At 47.8% G+C, this 15,475-nt stretch carries 13 protein-coding genes, 1 tRNA gene and 1 riboswitch; of the genes, 6 read left to right on the plus strand and 8 right to left on the minus strand.

The window, feature by feature from the left end; genetic code table 11:
• Nucleotides 1-22 precede the first annotated feature (22 nt).
• From E0486_RS05725 to E0486_RS05735, 3 genes are read left to right on the plus strand one after another with little or no spacing between them, the layout of a single operon-like run.
• A complete protein-coding gene (locus tag E0486_RS05725) occupies nt 23-373 on the plus strand; it encodes a helix-turn-helix domain-containing protein (protein ID WP_131851188.1) in 351 nt (116 codons plus the stop codon).
• Nucleotides 374-416: 43 nt separating this feature from the next.
• Nucleotides 417-884, plus strand: a complete 468-nt coding sequence (locus E0486_RS05730) for a hypothetical protein (protein ID WP_131851189.1) — start codon at nt 417-419, stop codon at nt 882-884.
• 18 nt (nt 885-902) lie between these two features.
• Entirely contained in the window at nt 903-1,172 is a 270-nt protein-coding gene (locus E0486_RS05735; RefSeq protein ID WP_131851190.1) for a hypothetical protein, read from the plus strand.
• A 166-nt stretch (nt 1,173-1,338) separates the two neighbouring features.
• Here E0486_RS05735 and E0486_RS05740 read toward each other — a convergent pair whose 3' ends face one another.
• From E0486_RS05740 to E0486_RS05775, 8 genes are all read right to left on the minus strand, one after another.
• Nucleotides 1,339-3,246: a hypothetical protein gene (locus tag E0486_RS05740; RefSeq protein ID WP_131851191.1), complete on the minus strand. Its 1,908-nt coding sequence runs from the start codon at nt 3,244-3,246 to the stop codon at nt 1,339-1,341.
• A gap of 2 nt (nt 3,247-3,248) precedes the next feature.
• Nucleotides 3,249-5,756 carry an ATP-binding protein gene (locus tag E0486_RS05745; RefSeq protein WP_131851192.1) on the minus strand — a complete coding sequence of 836 codons (2,508 nt, stop codon included), beginning with the start codon at nt 5,754-5,756 and terminating at the stop codon, nt 3,249-3,251.
• On the minus strand, nt 5,746-7,158 hold the full coding sequence (locus tag E0486_RS05750; protein ID WP_131851193.1) for a class I SAM-dependent methyltransferase: 1,413 nt from the start codon (nt 7,156-7,158) through the stop codon (nt 5,746-5,748). The genes E0486_RS05745 and E0486_RS05750 overlap by 11 nt, the downstream gene beginning before the upstream one ends.
• A gap of 236 nt (nt 7,159-7,394) precedes the next feature.
• Complete coding sequence (locus E0486_RS05755) at nt 7,395-8,708, minus strand: site-specific integrase (RefSeq protein ID WP_131851194.1); 1,314 nt, start codon at nt 8,706-8,708, stop codon at nt 7,395-7,397.
• A 397-nt stretch (nt 8,709-9,105) separates the two neighbouring features.
• Nucleotides 9,106-9,177: transfer RNA gene (locus E0486_RS05760), tRNA-Arg, on the minus strand.
• 207 nt (nt 9,178-9,384) lie between these two features.
• Nucleotides 9,385-9,963: a MarC family protein gene (locus tag E0486_RS05765; protein WP_131851195.1), complete on the minus strand. Its 579-nt coding sequence runs from the start codon at nt 9,961-9,963 to the stop codon at nt 9,385-9,387.
• A 199-nt stretch (nt 9,964-10,162) separates the two neighbouring features.
• Nucleotides 10,163-10,870 (minus strand): Dph6-related ATP pyrophosphatase, encoded by a 708-nt coding sequence (locus tag E0486_RS05770; RefSeq protein WP_131851196.1) that lies wholly within the window; start codon nt 10,868-10,870, stop codon nt 10,163-10,165.
• Nucleotide 10,871: 1 nt separating this feature from the next.
• A complete protein-coding gene (locus E0486_RS05775; protein ID WP_131851197.1) occupies nt 10,872-12,833 on the minus strand; it encodes a TonB-dependent receptor plug domain-containing protein in 1,962 nt (653 codons plus the stop codon).
• A gap of 111 nt (nt 12,834-12,944) precedes the next feature.
• Nucleotides 12,945-13,230, minus strand: a riboswitch (cobalamin riboswitch).
• Between the two features lie 79 nt (nt 13,231-13,309).
• On the opposite strand from E0486_RS05775, the gene E0486_RS05780 reads away from it, so the two are divergent.
• From E0486_RS05780 to E0486_RS05790, 3 genes are all read left to right on the plus strand, one after another.
• Nucleotides 13,310-13,804 carry a hypothetical protein gene (locus tag E0486_RS05780; protein WP_131851198.1) on the plus strand — a complete coding sequence of 165 codons (495 nt, stop codon included), beginning with the start codon at nt 13,310-13,312 and terminating at the stop codon, nt 13,802-13,804.
• 123 nt (nt 13,805-13,927) lie between these two features.
• A complete protein-coding gene (locus E0486_RS05785; RefSeq protein ID WP_131851199.1) occupies nt 13,928-14,410 on the plus strand; it encodes a hypothetical protein in 483 nt (160 codons plus the stop codon).
• A gap of 32 nt (nt 14,411-14,442) precedes the next feature.
• The gene (locus E0486_RS05790) at nt 14,443-15,321 is read left to right on the plus strand and encodes a hypothetical protein (RefSeq protein WP_131851200.1); all 879 of its coding nucleotides are present in this window, start codon (nt 14,443-14,445) and stop codon (nt 15,319-15,321) included.
• Nucleotides 15,322-15,475: the final 154 nt, after the last annotated feature.

The following is a 15,475-nucleotide window of genomic DNA, read 5'->3' on the forward strand; positions in this document are numbered from 1 at the left end:
CATTAGAGAATAATTAATCTATATGCCGTTTCGTAATAAGGTAATGAGTGATACCAGCAGGTGGGGTTTCAAACGATTTTCACCGGAGGAACGAAAAGGCATTTGGGAAGAGGTTGGCAGATTGCTTTGGAAAGCAAGGGTATCACCGGATGATCCAGATGAAGGTTTTTCGCAGGCGATGGTTGTGAAGACGGGAATAATAAGCCAAAGTGCTTTATCAAAAGTTGAGAGTGGCAAGCAGTCAATCGATATTATCACAATGGCAGAGCTTGCTAGCCTTTATGAGGTTGAATTAGAAAGTTTAATACCTGCGATCCTTAAAGAAGTCAATATTCTAATTGAAGAACGCAAAGAGAATCAAGAAAAAGGTTAGCTGTTTCTGAGCGCCGAAAAATGCATTTATTAAATGCTTGCTTATGACGTTAAATGAAGTAAAAAACTTAATTGCACCCTATGTAGTAAAATCAACAGTTTGCCGCATCCAATATTCTAGCTTAGAAAGAGATCTATCGGGTGCGTGCTATAATGAAATGATAAGACGTAGCATAGAGGCCAAGCTATATGGAATCTACTTGTGGACTGTTCCAGATGGCAGAATTGTCTATTGTGGCAAGGCTGGAACTGTTAAAAACGATGGTACATATGGTAAGCATGCTCTTTGCAACCGTTTAGTCGCTTCAAGGGGAAAAGATAAGACAACTAAGATTGACGAGTCAACATTCAAATTCATGTTCCGATTCATGCATTTACAGAAAATTGAATTTTTAGATTTGCATGTCTTTTACACTAAAGATGAAGTGCCGCCAGCTTATGTCGAAAGTATGGTGCTGTTTAATTATTTGAAAGCCAATTCTAGGTTGCCGACCCTGAATAAATCATTTTAGGACGTTACACAATAACATATGAAACATATACTGGTGTTAGATCATAAAACGAAACGCTTTACGAAGTTTATACACTTAAGGGAAATTACAGAGATGCACATAACAAAGAATATAAACAAAATGATAGATGCTGGTTATAGTGTCTCAATTTCAGATGCTAACCCTGGTGGTCCACAATTTGAGCTAATAAAACAAGGGTGGGTAGAAGATGATGGGGCTTATGATCGTCTCATTCTTGATTATAATCAGATTAACAATCCTCCGCTTAGTCGTTGGAAAAATAGCTAGGTTTCCTAAAGCCTACCAATTGGGCGCTTGGAAGCATCGATTTGCAAAGTGGAAAAACCTCAGGGTACGAACGCTGTCAAAATAAAAGGCACGCTTTTAAACGTGCCTTTTGAATTTAAAATCGCTTTGTAAACAGTCTAACAATAAACAGTAAAAGCCTTGCAATTCAGTTCAGCCTTGGTGGTCGTGTTTGAGTTGTAATTTCCTGAGCCACAACTTTATTTTCCTCCTTCTTTTTTACAATAGTAGCGCCAGAAGCAGCTTGTGCAGGAACAGCCTTTGTCTCACCGGCTGCAAAATCATGTAGCTCGGCTGTCCTTGACAAGTGTTGTGTATATTTTTCTAATAGTGTTTTAGCACCCGTCCCTTTGTAATGTTTAACGCGTGTAATTCCAAAGTTTAGCGTAGTTAGATTATCGTTTTTTATTATGGGGAGTACTAACGGATTAGATGCAACAATAACAGCTTTAGGGAAAAACTCGTCCAAAATTACCGTTTGGTGGTCTTTAGGTAAGCTTGAAATCATTTCCTTCACTGAGAGTATTTTCTTTCGCAATTCGTCGAGCTGAGCAGAAAGGAATCCGAAACGGGTTTCCCAGCAGCTAGATAAGTAAGAAACATCTATTTTAGGTTCACCAAAGTGGATAACTGCTTCGCCCTTTTCATTGAAAACGCATAGATCTAATACATCTATATCAACTATCAAGTAAGAGTTGAAATGCACCAACCCAAATTTGTTAGTGCCGTTTTCGAAATATTCTAAAAGATGTTGGTCTTTAGCCTTTGCCAGATCGGGCTGCTTCTTTTTGTTATAATCGAGTTCTTCAATGCGTAGCAGAGTGGCAACTTTTGCGTTTCTAATCCCCTTCTTTTTGCCCATTCCGCGAATCATCATATCACAAGGTTGGGCTACGAGAATGTATTTGGTCTGATCGATTTGGAAGATGTCACCATTTTCTAACGGTTTCCGGAGCTTATTGATAATATCCCCAGAATCATAAATTTCAGCGTGCCTTATTAAGAGTTTATCTGAGTAAGGCTGCATGGTACTTGGAATATCAAATTGAATATCGGCAAACGGTTCTGCGTACTTTAATTGTTCATTGATAATCGGAACATAGTCATTTTTGGTCATTCGCTCTTTGAGTTTGTTCTCAAACTCTATGTCAGCAATTCTAATAATAGTTTCGGGTACCCATACACCTTCTCTTAAAGAAGTTTGCAAAATTGTCTGGTCAAAGTCATAGGTATCGAAGGAGTCAACACGTTTAGCTGCATCTTCATAGCTTGCCTTAATTAGTGCTTTCGTGTGTTGTTTAATTGTCTCAAAATATTTGTTTAAAAGAGTCTTCTTAATCCCGTCTGCGAAAACTTCCGGGTTGTCTAACCTTTCCTTTGCCAAGGGAAAAAAGTCGTTTACTTGGAGGTTTATTTCAGGATTTTCCTCAATAAGACTGTCCCTAAATCCTAATTCCTCTCTTGCAGATGAGATTTTATGTGTTAGTAATGAGCAAATGACTTTGTTATTAGCCGCAGACTGTTTTACTTGAGCAATTAAGTTGTGACCTTTTGTAGATTGATATTTTATCCCTGCGTGCGATAAGTCTTCATCAAAAAGCACAAGCGCCATTTCGCCGTCTGCAATAAGTTCATTGAGTTTAGTTTTTTCTGTGTCCCATTGTTGAGGGGACATAATCTTGACAATTCCACCAGGAAGTTGTTCTTGTACACGTTTTGCTCTTTCAAAGTCAAGTTTGATTTCCTCCCCACCTGATATTTTCAAGATTTCTACATAAATCTCTTTTTTCTTTTCAAATGGTAGGGTCTGCCATTCGCTTGAAAACTGACTAATAACTCCTTCTTTTGGCATATCCCAATCCGCGCCATCGAAATTTATCGCTTGTAACGCATCTTGTTTGTTGAAGCCGTATATCTTTTCTATTTCGCCAGATATTACTTGGAAATCGATGTCCGAGAGATTGTTCTCGTCGTCAACATAATAAACGCTAGTTATGTTCAATAAAGCAAGTAAATCCTGCAGTCTGTCAACAGTTGGTTTTTGGTCGTTAGGCATGATTAAACAAGTATAGATGAAAAGTTTATCTGGAATTTGAATTGCCGGTTATGTTCATTGCGATCTTCTAAAAGATACACTTCACTAGAAACAGTATCAAGCAACTGCTGTACAATGAACAACCCTAAACCCCGGCCTTGACTTCTTGGTTTTCCCGTTACAAAAGGCTGAAAAACCCTTTTTGCTAATTCAGGGTCTATGCCAGGCCCATTGTCATAAATAACTAAAAACGGATTGTTCAGTTCAATACTTATGGTCGGCTCAAAACCTTTATTAGTTCGCATTCTGTCTTTAAGCCAATATTCAGAGTTTAGTACGATGTTGTCTATTATTTGGGTTAGTTTGCCTCTACTCATCCTTATTACGAACCCTGATTTCGAATAGTTGATCTTGAGTTTAATCTGATTGCCGAAACGATCTTGATAGTATGACCCAAGCTCTTCGATAAACGAGTTCAAGTTTATGTCATGCTTCGTTTCACGAACAAATTTCAACGAAGGAGCGAGGTGGCTTAGTTGTTTTCGTAAAGATTGAATCGCATTTTTGACGTATTCGATGTAGACGAATACGGAAGAAGTATCAACAATTTCTTTCCCCTTGATTTTCTTTTGTACTGTATTAGTTTGGTCAAGTAATCTATCAACAATATGGGAAATTTCATGTGATAATGCTTCGGCAGTTAATCCCAGGCCGGCGAGTTCCGCAAATTCTGTAAGTTGACTTTCCAGATCCTCCACTTTGGGCTTAATATAATTGGCATCTTGTTCGAGCTTTTTTGCGATCTCTAGAATTGAGTCAACTTTGATTAATACTTCCATTGCTCGTTGCAGCGCGTCATCAATTTCTAACAGCAAATCTCTTTGACGTTGTTCATTTTCATCTTTAGCCTTTGTTTGTTTAGAGTGATTGACCGTTTGTCGAACGACTTGCGCAACCCTAGCTAAAACCGGGGTTAGTTTATGGGTTTGGTCTTGTAAGTCTTTAGCTTGGCTTGATGTATTTTTTATTCTTGCGAAAGAATCGCGTATGTCGGTTATTCCTCCCGAGCTTTTGGCAATTTGCTTTCGGTATTCTGAATAACTTCTTCTTGTCTTCTCCAATAAGTCGTTGATTTGATCTACTATTTTTGTCATCAACAAGAAAAAGTTTTGAGAATATGGAGATTCCATAAAACCTTCTCTGTCGGTTTTTTCTCTGAGGTACTTGTTTTTGTCTGCACTCAAAGAAATAAAGCCAATAACATTGCTAGGTTTTAGGCCATAATAAGACCCGCCAGATGTCCATGATCCACCAAGCTTTAGCCAATCCTGCCCATCAATGCCAAATGGTTTGATGCCAAACCCATCGCGGAAAACACGAATGCCTTTCTGATTCTTTACTAGGGTTTTGAATTGAGAAAAGTCGTCAAAAACAGAGTCTAGCGAATCATTTTCTCGTAAGTTGAAATCATCAATTTCGCCGAAGAAATCCCCTGGGTCCGCTAATTCTTCGTTGCCATTTATCATAGTTAATGCTCGTTTCGGCAAGTTTGCCAGATCAAAGCTTTTCTTAAAAGTATAAAGTACGCCATTGGTCCCTTTATACTCTAAGCCATCAAGGAAGAACGCCCGGTTTTCTTCCTTATTTGTAAGAAATCTGAAAAAGCTTTTTCCTTGGTCTTCCGCAACTAAGTTTTGGTAAACAGCTCGATCATCGGCTGGGTTATTGCCCCCGAAGAGCTTATACATTTTTACACTTCCGGAGATAGTAAGTTTTCCAGAAGCATATTCTACCTTATAACGCGACACGGCTTGGCTCCTAAGTGCTTCGCCTATTTCATCCAAGTCAATTTTTTCACCATTAATGGTTAGGTAAACATGAAATGTTCTCTTTTGCTTAAAAGGAAAAATTAACTGAGATAGTTGCCCCTTAACTCTGTCCGCAAGTTTGCCTTCCCATAAATTAGGATCTTTCAAACAACGTATAACTAACTTAGTTCCTTTAGGTTGGAAACGTTTCTCGATGTTATTGAAATAAGTTGGTACGCTTGTTAGTGCCACATCTTCTGTAAAATCGTCCCAATTGAAAGCAATATGGTGGATGTGGTTTTCTTCGACTCTACTTGTGAGCATTTCCAGTTTGTTGCCTAATCGCTGGGTACTCAATCTTCCCAAACCTTTGTCTCCAAGCGGAGTTCTGTCGCATGGAGTCTTAAGGCCTTGCTCCTTCAATTGCCTCTTGTGCGATAATGAAATAACTAGCCAGCCATTCTTTATCTCATCTTCATTCATTCCAAAGCCGCCATCTTCAATTATAATATAGCCTTTGTCGTTTACGTATCGAAATGGTTCCTCTGACAATTTGCCCCGCGTGTCAATTTCAATCCTTACCCAATTTGAGCAAGCATCGTAGGAGTTTTTTACTAACTCCATAATTGCAGTCACCTCATCTGTAACTAATTCCTCGCCTAGTTGTTTCACAACAGCGGCGCTGATGTCAAAGTGGGCTGAAGTGTTTATTTTAGTTTCCAATTTTCCTAAATATTAATATGTCTTCGTAGCTCATCAATTCAGCGTCCTTGTTACGATAAGCCATCCTCTTGTTTAAAATCTCTCTTTCGATTCTTGTTACGACAATTGCACCCTTACTTACAATGAGTTCTTCAATTATTCTATCATTGGGAATTTCAATGCCGCCTACGTTTCTGTTTCCAACCGTCCAAATTTGGTAGGAATCAAGTTTAAGGGAGTCATGTATATTCTGGATAGATAGTGATAGGTCATAGATAAAGCTTACGACCTTTTTCAATTTGTCGGGAGATTTAGATTCTAATGAGCGATAAGTAGCATAAAACGATGGTGAACACCTAAACAATTCTTGTAGTTGTTTTTCATCTAAGGTTTGCAGCTTGCCGCCAAGCCCTCGGCTATCAATTTCGGATGTTGTCCTCAAAAAGTCACTGGTTGCTAATTCATGAATGTCAGACAAGTCAATCCATTGTAGCGGTAGATACGAATGCTGGCCGTACGTAACAGTGGTTTTATTATCTCCATAGGGAGGCGACGTTACGAGCAAATCAAAATAATTAGATTGGTTGTTAGGGGTGTAGACCTTTGTTTTGCTATCTAAAAGGCGTAAGCTTACCTCTCCCAGGTAGGCGCCTTTAGAAAGTTTGTTTGCGTTTGTCAAGAGATTGGAATACCAAAGAAGGTCTTTTAAGCAAGATTCGAAATGTTCTTTGAATAGATTGATCGATGATAAGCTTCGTTTTTGTATTTCGTCTGCAGGCCGAGTATGTAGTTTATAGGTCGATGTGCGATCATTTGAATTGATTCTAACTACTTCGGCAAGGATAACCCAATAGAAACGTCGAATTGCCGGTCGCTTTTCTTTTCGAATTGCCCTGACTATTTTCGATAGTTCAACTGCCGTAGAGTGCTTAAACCATTTGTGCAAGCCGGTAAAGTTCGCTTCAATATTTTCTGATTGATCGTTTTCAATTGAGTTAAATAAATCTGACTTCCTTTCTTCAATTGCCTTTACGTAAAAAGGGCCGGTTCTTGTTCTAGTTACCAATACAGCTAACGGATTAATATCCTGACCAAAGCAATCGAGTCCATTTTCCATGCATGCAACCAACGATGTCCCTGAACCCATATACGGGTCCAATACATTCGAAATCCCTGGCTTGCAATTGATGATTATTTCGATCAGCTTTTTTTGGACGACAGGGACCATCATTGCAGGATACTGGAAAAAACAGTGTAAATACTCCTTTCTATCATGATCTGGCGATGACCAGAAATTGTTATCAGTTTGTGTTAATGCGCTAATTTCTTCAGCTATCAACAAATCGATTTCTTGCGGCAATAAAGCTCGTACATTACCAGGTGCATCCCTTTCCCTAACAGGCTCATTAGCAATTGGTTCCATTCTTGAGGTAGTAAGTCAAGCAAATCTATTTATATTCTGGTTATTTTCCTATAGGGCCCTGATTGAGGTATCTCTTGTTGTAAGTATTTGATAAACAGTACTTAAAGTCAGATTTAATGTTCATTTCCGCACCTGCCTGGTTAATGACAGTGGTTTTATTACGGTTACTTGCCGAATTTAAGTCGGGAAAATTCGGGTATACGTACGGTAGGTAGGCATATGCCAAGGTGGTTGTATTAAGCAGCTTTTTGGTCTGTTTTACTCTCTTCCTTTCTCTTAGCTAAGTAATCTGCGAGTTTGTTGTGTACCTCTTCGCGCGTAATTTTTACATATTTAAGCAACGTATCCTCTTTAGTATGTGCTGTAAAGCGCATTACATCATGTGTTGTAAACTCTCCTGTTTTGATGAGGTTGGTAGCAAAAGACCTGCGGCCTACATGGCAGGTTAAAAGCTGCCACTTCTCGAACTGCTTTGTTACTTTCTTATCCCCGATGGTCCGGCGCTTGGCGACTTTCACTTTAAGCGATTCGACCTTTTGCCCGAGTTCCTTGAGGTACGTGTTTAGCTTTTGATTTGATATGGCGGGAGGAAACGAGTTGTTGTATTTTGCCATGATCTGGTGTAACACTGGATCGATAGGGATTTTGACAGGCTCCCCGGTTTTTTGGGTTTCGATTTCGATCCGGCCGTCAACCACATTGTTTTCAACTGTAAGTCTTACCACATCGGCGTAGCGCAGGCCTGTATAACATGAAATAAGGAACAGGTCCCTCGCTTTGTCGAGTTTGGGGTTGTTGACTAAGTCGAGCTCAGCTAGGGCATCAATCTCTTCCCAATTTAGGTATATGCTATCTGCTGTTTCACTAGGGGCTGTAAAGTCGTGGTGCTTAAACTTCGTGTATTTGTTGATGCCAGCTTCGGTTGCGGCGTTTAGGAATCGTTTGAGCGTTTTCAGCGACTTTCCAACTGAGTTTAGGCAAAGGCCACGGTTTGCTACTAGGTAGTCCATGTAGCGGCTCCGGAAGTCAATATCGATTTCTGCAAAGTTTACCCGATGGCCTGTGTCCTTGATATAGTCCTCAATGTGCTTTAGGGTGGTTTTGTATTTCTGGATTGTTGGGTAAGCCAGCGATTTACCGGTCTTTGCGTTTTTGCGCCCCTTTGCTTGTTCAATAAACTGTTTGATATAGGGGATAAAGTCGCGTACCGGTCCCGATTTGCGGTCCAAAGCGATATCCAAGAGGTCTTTTAGTTTGTTTGGACTAGGTATTTCGCCGTTGTTATCGTTTTTGTACTGGGTGTACACTTCACCTGCTATGTGCTTTATTTTTTCCAACGACCGGTTAAACTCAGAGAAGTCGGCGGTGCTTTTTGCACGTTGATACCCCTTCTTGGATTTATCGCCCTGCCAGTGCTTAGGGTGAATGCGTTCGTTGGTAGGGTAAATGAGCTTTTGATTGCAGTAGCGGATAACCATGTTTACCGGTGTGTCTGTGGTACTTTGCGTGTCCCGAAGGTTGAAATTTACATTTAAGGTTGTTCTTGCCATTGGGTTCAATTTTGAATAACAAAACTAGTTTGATAGACTGGAAAACGCATGAGTGAAAATGTGCATACGATGCGTGCAACGCACTAGATTTCCGTTGTTTATCTCAGTTTTCCTGTTAGCCTAGATGGGTAGATTGAAACCGAAAAATGAAAGGAAAGGAAGGCAATTGAATGTGTTAAGAATTTGCAAAAGCAACGAATGGGCTCCGGCTTTAGTCTGTTTGCAAATAGTGCTTAATAAAACAAAACCGACCACTTAAGGGTCGGTAGTCGGTTTCGTTGTCGCATTTAGTTATACCGCGCTTTGCTTAGTTTTTCTTTGTTTGGCTGTAACTCACGCCTGTAGAGGGTTTTCGGAGAAGGCAGTGAAAGCAAAAACAAAGAGCGGTAGTTATTTGTGGCCTCGCCAGGAATCGAACCTGGATCTGGAGCTTCGGAAACTCTTATACTATCCATTGTACTACGAGGCCAATACCGCCGCAAATGCCCGGCGGGCGACAAAGATAGGGAAACTAAGGTTCTCCAGAGGAGCGGAGCTGCGGGTGGTTCTAAAGGTTTTCAGGGTTCTGAAGGCTGGCAGACCTGATTGCCGCCGCCCGTTGCTAAGTACCAGTGGTCGGTCGCCGTTGGTAAATTCCTGTTGCCAATAAATCAATATACCAATAAACTATTCCCCGCTACTTCAGCAACCCATGCGCATTGGTGGCGAAGATTTTCACCGCGATGGCCAGCAATATGACGCCGAAGAACTTGCGGATGGCGATGAGCCCCGACGGTCCCAGCAACCGCTCGATGTGGCGCAGCGAGCGCAGCACCAGGTACACAAACAGCAGGTTGGCCAGGATGCCCAGCAGGAGCGTCGTGTAGTCGAAGTTGGCCTTGAGGGAGATGATGGTGGTGAGGGTGCCCGAGCCGGCAATGAGCGGGAAGGCGATCGGCACGACCGTTGCCGCGCGCGCCTCGCCTTCGCTTTTAAAGAACTCCACGCCCAGCACCATTTCCAGCCCCACGATAAAGATCACGATCGAGCCACCCACGGCGAAGGAATTCACCTCGAGGCCGAGGAGGCTCAGGAAGGGCTTACCCAGGTAGAGGAAGCCGATCATCAGGGCGCCCGAGATGAGCGTGGCCCGCGCCGCATGGATGTCGCCCAGGCGGTTCTTGAGCGTCACCAGCACCGGCACTGCGCCCACGATGTCGATAACGGCAAAGAGCGTGAAGGTCACCGTGAGGAGGTCTTTGAGGTTGAGTTCCATGGCGAAGGGTTTGCGGCAAATATCGGGAATCGGCAGTCGTGAGGCGTCAGCCGTGAAGCGTGAGTCGTCAGGCCGCGATGCACGGTAATTAAAAATGTCCCGCAAGCGGAACGTTATTCAAAGCGGGCGTCAGCACTCACGCCTGACGGCTCACGCCTGACGCCTCACGCCTGACGCCTCACGCCTGACGGTTCACGCCTCACGTTTCCAGCTCCAGGAACGAAAACACCGTTTCCGGCTGCGGCTCCGCAAAGCAGTCATCACAGCTTCTCGGTGCCGGGTAGCTTCGCTGCAGCACCGCCCCGGTCCGGAACGGCACCGGACGTAGAAATACAGGTCCGTCGTAAACGAAGGAATGGTACTCGCCGTTTTCCCCGCAGGGATCCACACCGGCGGGGAGGTCGCGCAGGAAGGCGGCGTCGAGCGCGCGGCCGCAGAAGGAGCGGTCGAGAAAGCTTTCGTTCACGGCCACGATGACGGCACGGAAGCCGAGAGCGATGAACGCTTCCAGCAGCCCCTTCGTGTCGCGCCCCCAGAGCGGGAAGAGGCCCTGCAGACCGGATTTTTCGAGCTGCTGCAGGCGGTACTGCTTCAGGTCTTCGAGAAACAGGTCGCCGTAGGCAGCGCAGTCGTAGCCCTGCGCTTTGAGTCCGGCATGCGTGTCCAGCAGCACGCGCTCGTAGGCTTCCATGCCCGGTTGCGCGGGGAGCTCCATGACCGAGAGCTTTTTGCCGAGCGCGGCGGCCTGCGCTTCGAGCAACGGGCGTGGTACGCCGTGCATGGCGATGCGGCCGGTGGCTTCGTTGACGGCTGTCAGCAGGCGGTCAAAAGAAAGGCCCTGCTGCCCGGCATAGTGCAGGCAGAGGGCCGAATCTTTACCGCCGCTCCAGTTGAGGAAGGCGTTCATATTACTTGAATTGAAGGGTCGCGCCCACCGTGAAGTTAAAGCGACGGGAGTTGTAGCCATAGGCATCGGTATACTTCGTGTCGAACAGGTTGCGCAGGTCGGCGAAGAGGCGCAGCTGCTGGTGCAGCTGGTAATCCGTATAAAAGTCCACCATGCTGTAGGCCTTCAGCTCCTTCGGCGAGCCGCCGAAGATGAACTCCTCGCGCGCGCCCACGTAGCGGAAAGAAGCGCTCACCGTCCACGACTTGCAGGGATAGAAGCCGGCCGTGAGGTTCACGAGGTCCTTCGGGCGTCGGAACAGGTTGTTGTAGCTCGTATCGCCTTTTACCGAGTAGCTGAAAGTGATAGGATCGTATACATATTGGAGCGTGTTCACTTCACCCGTTACCCACGTGTAATTGGCGGAGGCGAAGTAGCGCTCGTTGCGGGCCTGCAGCTCCAGCTCCACGCCGTGGTCTTTCTGGCGGTTGTAGTTGAAGTACTGGTTGGTGGCGCTGTTGTAGTCGATGCCGTTCTTCGTGTCGCGGCTGAACCAGGCGCCGCGGATCATCAGCTGGCGCAGCGGGCGTACTTCCACACCGGCGTCGATCGTGGTCGACTCTTCGGGCTTCAGCGTGCGGGTGCCGGCCGAGCCGTCGTACAACTGGTACAGCGTGGGCACCTTGTAGCCGGAAGCGATGTTGAAGAACAGCTTTACCTGCCCCGCAATACGGTACGACGGGTTGAAGCTCCAGGTGAAGTTGTCGCCGTACAGCGAGTGGTGGTTGTAGCGGCCACCGAGTTCGGCATTAAAACCTTTAAGGTCCCTGAGCAGCAGCGAGGCGAAGACGCCGGTCTGCGTGGCCTTGCTCGAGTCTTTCGACAGCTCCGATTTATAGTCGCCGAAGGCGCTGTGCGAGAGGTAAAACTGGTCGGTGTTCTGCAGGCGCAGGTCGGCGCCGCCCAGCAGCTCGAAGTGCGGGGCGAGGCGCACGCTGGTATAGGCTTCGGCGAAGTGCGCGCGGCCCGTATACCGTTGCTTCGTCCAGTCGGAGAAGGCACCCACGAACAGCGAGTCGTCCCAGTAGCGGCGCTCGGCCACGCTGTAGCTGTAGTTGAGTACGAGGCGGTTTTCGGCGCCGTAGCGGATGTCGGCGCTGGCGCCCGTGGAAGCCTGGTCGAATTTGACGCTGTAGTCTTTCGCATCGCTGAAGGCGCCGTTGTCGAGATCGGTTACGTAGTGCGAGCCCTGGCCGAAGACGCGCAGTTGGGCGTTCTTCGACAGGCGAATGCCCACCGAGGCCTGGAAGGCGTCCTGGCGGAAGCCGTCGTTGTCGAAGCTGCCCGTGTGCAGCGTGTCTTCGGCGCTCGAGAAGCCTTCCGACGTCAGGCGGTTGTACGAGGCGTTGTAGGAGAGGCGCTTGCTGCGGCCGGCCACGCTGAGCGCGCCCTTGAACGTGTTGTACGAGCCGCGGGCGAGGGTGCCCGAGCCTTCGAGGCCGGTGGCGGCGCCTTTGCGGCTGATGATGTTGATGACGCCGGCCACGGCGTCGGAGCCGTAGAGCGTGGACAGCGAGCCCTTCACGATCTCGATGCGCTCGATGTTTTCCACCGGCAGGCTGTTGAGGTCGAAAGAGCCGACGATGGTGGAGGGATCGTTCATCGGAACGCCGTCGAGCAGGATAAGGGTCTTGCCGATGCCGGCGCCGCGCAGGTACAGGTCGGGGTAGGTGCCCTGGTTGTTCTGCGCGCCGATGAGGACGAAGCCCGCCTGCCGGTTGAGCACTTCGGCCACCGAGCGGCCGCTGCTGCGGCGCAGCACGTCGGGGCCGACCACGGTCACGACCTTGCCGGTCTCATTGACATTCTTCGGAAACTTGGTGGCCGTCACTACGACCTCCGCTAAAACGCGCTGGGCACTGTCGGTTTGTGCAAATGCATGGCTGCAGCCCAGGATGGCAGCCACGGCGAAAACTCTTTTCATAAAAAGGGTTTTGTGGTGACTGCTTCCGGTAAAAGGGGAACTAAAAAGCGCAAACTTTCCATTCCTTGCTTTTCACCCGAAAGCAAAATTGAATCGTCATCCCGGCACAGGCCGGGACCATCGCAACAGGCAGGTCTTCTGGCTCAATCCTTCGGGCGCCTTCCCATGGCGCTTGTGGCGCCACAGTGGCAAGTTGCCTGGGAGGTGGGCATTGAATAGTGAATAATCAATATTGAATAACGCAGGGAAATGCACTTATTCAATAAACATTATTCAATAGACATTATTCAATGATCCGCCTCGGATCTTACAGCTACGGGGATAGCTCCTGATTCCAACAGGATTCCCTTTTCATCCCGGCGATTGCGCACCGGGAACCGATTGCGGGGGCGAAGATAGGGGAAACGGCTCCTTGCGTAGATAGATCGCTATCCAGGACGCGCTTTGTTTTGTATCTTGAAACCTTATCTGCATCTATGTCACCTTACCTCAAACTGCTCGGGCTTTTTACCCTCACCGTCTACATCCTCTACTTCCTGGCGCGGCGGCGCAGGCAGCCGGCGGCGGCCGACCCCGGCGAAGGAGCTGCACGCCTGCACCTGTTCAAGCTCAGTGCCGACCGCTACCCGGTGCTCTTCGATCACTGCGACTTCCGCGACCGCTCCTACGCCGAGGAAGTGCCCGGCGATGGCTCCGACCTGCAGGCCGCGGCGGCCGTTATGGGCGCGGGCACGCTGGTGCTGCTGGCCAACCGCGCCGAGCTGCAGGAAACCGTACGCACCCTGCTGTATTACCAGGACCCCGCCCTGTGCGGCGGCAAACGGCTGGCGCAGGCCCTGCCCCTCGACGCCACCACGCTGAAGTACCACGTGCTCGAAGGGCATGTATTCCTGTACGTCAGCCGCAGCAACCCGGGGCAATACGTCTTTACGATCGAAGAGCCTACGGGCGTTCCTGCCCCAACGGCCTGATCCGCGGCAGCCGCTGCGCGCTGGTCCTTGCGCCCCTTCTTTCCTGCCAGGAACGGGAAGACGCGTTAAAAACTTTTTTTGAAATGAAGCATTGCCCGTTGGCCCATTACCCGTGCGTTTGCCATGAGTAGCCCGGTGCCGCAAGAACCGCTCGTGGTCCGCCAGTCGCGGACGAAGCTGCTCGGCTTCGTGCTGCTCGGTGGCGCGATGCTCCTTTATTACTTCCTGGGTCCTTATCAGAAGACGCGCATCTTCTACCGGCATAGCCCGGTGCTCGCCAGCATCGTCGGCGTTGTCTTCTTCGCCCTGTTCTTTTATTTCCTGTCGGAGTTGATCCGGCGGAAGGCGGAGCTCGTACTGAGCGCCGAAGGGATCGAGCTGCGCGACAAGGGCCTGTTTGAATGGCACCGGATGCAGTGCTTTAAAACGGTATATTACCGCCACAGCGAAAACGGCGACGAGGAGCTGGTGCTGCAGTTCCGCGATTTTGCCGACCTTGTGTTGCGGATCGACGCGCTCGAGATCGGCCGCGAGGAGCTGGTGGAGCGCATCCTGCAGTACAAGGGCGGCGCGGACTTTTATTACGCGGGGCACGAGGTCAAGTAACCCGGGCCCGCAGAACGACCATAAATCAACTCATGAAACAACTCCTCTCCCTGCTTGCCCTTCTTCTTTCAGCACACGGCTACGGACAAATGGATCCCTCCCTGGCGCTCCGATGGAAACTGCAGACGAATGAAGTGGTGCATTACAAAACGACCATGCAGGAGGTGGATACTTCCGGCGTGGCGAATTTCTCCATCAATCTCGGGGGCATATTCGAACTATTGAATAAGGACAGCATCCATGCGGGATTGTCGCGGGCAAATGCTTTTTTCCAGGACTTGAATAAGGCCGTCGATGACATGCCCCTGATAACCCGGCTTTCCAGAAAGAAGGAGCACGTTGTGGACATTGAAATGCTGCTGGACGACAAGCCATCGGCTAAAAAGAGCAAGGATAGCTCGGTGAGCGCTATGGTCGATTTGATGGGAAAGATGACCGGTGCCGTGATGCTGAGAGGAGCGGTTTATGACAGCGGCGCCATCGAGAGCTTTTACGTCAAGAACGACCAGCGGAACCTTATCGCTGTTTTCTTTCAACTGCCCGGCAAGCCGGTAAAAGTCGGCGACTCCTGGTCGTTGGATGTGAATTTCATTTCTATGGACCAAAATTTCAAATGTGACACAGCGTACCGGAAAAACAAAGTGACGTTGCTCGACGTGAAAGAGTCCGGCGCGGGTAAAATCGCGGTGCTGAAGTACGACCTGGAGGAATTTATTTCCGGCGACTTCAATAGCCCCATGTTCGGCACAGCCAAAGGCAGTAAAACAATGATGAAAGTGACGTACCAGGCTGTCGGGGAGTTTTCCGTAGAAAAGGGGCGCTGGAGCAGTTACAACGGGTTCATTTCGATCGCCGCTTCGGGTGTGGTGACCCAGGCTTCCACGAAGAAGTTTTCCTTGTCGCCGCAGTAAGTGGTGAGGGGCGGCGCACAGGCCTGCTGCAGGTAGACCAGCGCTGCCGCATCCACGACCAGCCGAAAGGCCCTACCTTGGAACAGATCGGTTTTCAGCAGCAACGTTTTTCGTTATGAAACTAAAAAAAAACAATCGGCGCATTTACCCCGAT

This window comes from Flaviaesturariibacter aridisoli, assembly GCF_004343705.1.
Taxonomy (GTDB): domain Bacteria; phylum Bacteroidota; class Bacteroidia; order Chitinophagales; family Chitinophagaceae; genus Flavisolibacter; species Flavisolibacter aridisoli.